This is a genomic window from Pseudophaeobacter sp., from assembly GCF_039971195.1.
GTDB lineage: Bacteria > Pseudomonadota > Alphaproteobacteria > Rhodobacterales > Rhodobacteraceae > Pseudophaeobacter.
Genome location: NZ_JBDWPJ010000006.1, coordinates 1 through 2,226, shown reverse-complemented (window position 1 = coordinate 2,226; position 2,226 = coordinate 1). Strand labels below are relative to the sequence as shown.

3 protein-coding genes are annotated in these 2,226 nt (G+C 61.9%); 1 reads left to right on the top strand and 2 read right to left on the bottom strand.

Going from position 1 to position 2,226, the window contains the following annotated elements; genetic code table 11:
• Window positions 1-48: 48 nt before the first annotated feature.
• Window positions 49-975, bottom strand: coding sequence for a 2-hydroxyacid dehydrogenase (locus ABJP42_RS00230; protein ID WP_348337863.1), 927 nt, complete (start codon window positions 973-975; stop codon window positions 49-51).
• Window positions 972-1,382, bottom strand: a complete 411-nt coding sequence (locus tag ABJP42_RS00225) for a VOC family protein (protein WP_348337862.1) — start codon at window positions 1,380-1,382, stop codon at window positions 972-974. The genes ABJP42_RS00230 and ABJP42_RS00225 overlap by 4 nt, the downstream gene beginning before the upstream one ends.
• A gap of 91 nt (window positions 1,383-1,473) precedes the next feature.
• Between ABJP42_RS00225 and ABJP42_RS00220 the strand changes: the two genes are divergently transcribed.
• Window positions 1,474-2,226, top strand: a 753-nt coding sequence (locus ABJP42_RS00220) for a LysR family transcriptional regulator (protein ID WP_348337861.1), incomplete at its 3' end; no start/stop codon positions are given.

Genomic DNA, 2,226 nt, shown 5'->3' with positions numbered 1-2,226 from the left:
CGCCCTCCCCCGGAATATTTTTGGAAAAGTGATATGTGGTGTTGGGGCTCAGTAGCCCAATTGGCGGTCGACCAGATTGAGAAACGGCTTGTTCTCTTCGCCGCGCCGGATGTTCTGGGCGATCATCTGTGCGGCTGTCTTTGGGCGGGTTTCGGCTGCAATATGCGGGGTCACCGTCACATTCGGATGGGCCCAATAGGGGTGATCGGCGGGCAGGGGCTCGGTGCGGAAGACATCCAGAGTGGCATGGGCGATCTGCCCGGTGTTCAACGCTGACAACAGGGCATCATCGTCGATCAGCGGGCCGCGACCGGGATTGATGATACGGGCGCCACGCGGCAGCAGGGCCAGGGTTTGCGCATTGAGGGTGTTTTCCGTAGCCTTGGTATCTGGCAGTAGCAAAACCACGATCCGAGCATCCTGCAGGGCATTCTGCAGGCCCTCGCTGCCGTCTTCGCAGCGGATCCCGGAAATGGATTTGGCGGCGCGTGACCAGCCGGTGACTGGAAAGCCGAGGCCGGCAAGTGTGGTGGCGCAGGCCGACCCGAGGGCGCCGAGCCCCAGCACGGTAACAGGGCGCTCCTGGGCCAGGGGCGGCACCACAGGGTCCCAACGATCCTGGGTTTTGAGGCCGCGGTCGATATCCAGATGGTAGCGCAGCACATGGCCTGTCACCCATTCCACCATGCCGGCCGTCAATCCGGGATCAACCATCCGGCACAGCGGCTGGGTCAGAGTTTTATTGGGAGCAATTTGCTCTACCCCGGCCCAGAGGCTGAGCACCGCCTTACAGCGGCGATAGGGGGTGAAATCCTGCAGGTCGGAATTGGGCGCGTAAATGACATAGTCCACCTCTGCTGTGGGATGCTCCTGGCGCAGGTCGACCTCAAGCCCCGCCTCGGCAAAGGCTGTAGTGAGCGGTGCCTCATAGGTTGCCCAGCGTTCGGAACGGGCGGCAAACTGGACTTTGATCATGTGGCAAATACTCCGGTCATATCCTTGAAGCCCTTGATCTCGATCGGATTGCCGGCGGGGTCATGAAAGAACATGGTGCTTTGTTCGCCTGGCTCGCCCGCAAACCGTGTGGTGGGGGACAGGGTGAAGTCAAGTCCGGCTTTGGTCAGGTGATCGGCCAGGACCTGCCAATCCGCCTGGGGCAGGATCACTCCGAGATGCGGCATGGGCACCATGTGGTTGCCGACCTTTCCGGTATTGGCGGTGGCAGACACGGGCCCCAGGTGCAGTGAGATCTGATGGCCAAAGAAGTTGAAATCCACCCAGGTTTTGGTGCTGCGGCCCTCAGTGCAGCCCAAAAGTCCGCCGTAGAAGGCGCGGGCTTTGTCCAGATCATTCACATGATAGGCGAGGTGAAAGATGCTCATGTCGGGTGCTCCTTAGTTGCTGAAGCAGATGTAAGGGGGTTGCGCAGAAAACCCTAGCTTGCTTTTCTGCGTTCAGACACAAGGTTTGCTAATGGATTTACGGTTTGTTTCCAGCTTGATTGCGGTGATCGATGAGGGATCGCTGGCTGCGGCTGCCCGGTTGGGCGGCATCACTGCCTCGGCGGTGACGCAGCGCGTGGCCGCCCTGGAAGCGCAGTTGCAGGTGCCGCTGTTGTTGCGGGCCGGGCGGGTGATGCAGCCGACGCCAGAGTGCCGGGTGATGTTGCCGCGATTGCGCCAGATGCTGCGCGAGGAAGCGGCGTTGAAGGCAGATCTGCAGGCGGAGGTCCTGCAGGGCCGTCTGCGGTTGGGGGCGATTTCAACCGCGATTGGAGACCATGCCTCTGATCTGGTGGCCGGGCTGCGCCAGGCCGCGCCGCAGGTGGAGCTGCAACTGATCCCCGGCGCCTCCAGTGCGCTTTTTGCGGAATTCGAGGCTGAGCGGCTGGATGCGGCATTGATTGTGCGTCCGGAGTTTCCCTTGCCCAAGACCATGCGGTTTACGGCGCTTTCGCAGCAGCCTATTGGCTGGCTCTTGCCGCAACAGGGCGACCAAAAACTACCGGTGATCCTGTACAGCCGGGAAGCCTGGGGCGGTGGGCCATGCTGGCAGGCGCTGATGTCGCAGGAGCCGGATCCCAAGATCCTGGCGGAAATGGATGCGCTGGAAAGCATTGCCCGCATGGTGGCAGATGGGCTGGGGCGGTCGGTCCTGCCCAGATGGGCGACATTTGAGCGGGACGCAGCGGGGGCGCGGTTTGTGCCCATACCGGGGCTCTACCGT

Coding starts and splice junctions, on each gene's coding strand:
- ABJP42_RS00230 (WP_348337863.1), bottom strand. CDS start 975: ATGATCAAAGTCCAGTTTGCCGCCCGTTCCGAACGCTGGGCAACCTAT.
- ABJP42_RS00225 (WP_348337862.1), bottom strand. CDS start 1,382: ATGAGCATCTTTCACCTCGCCTATCATGTGAATGATCTGGACAAAGCC.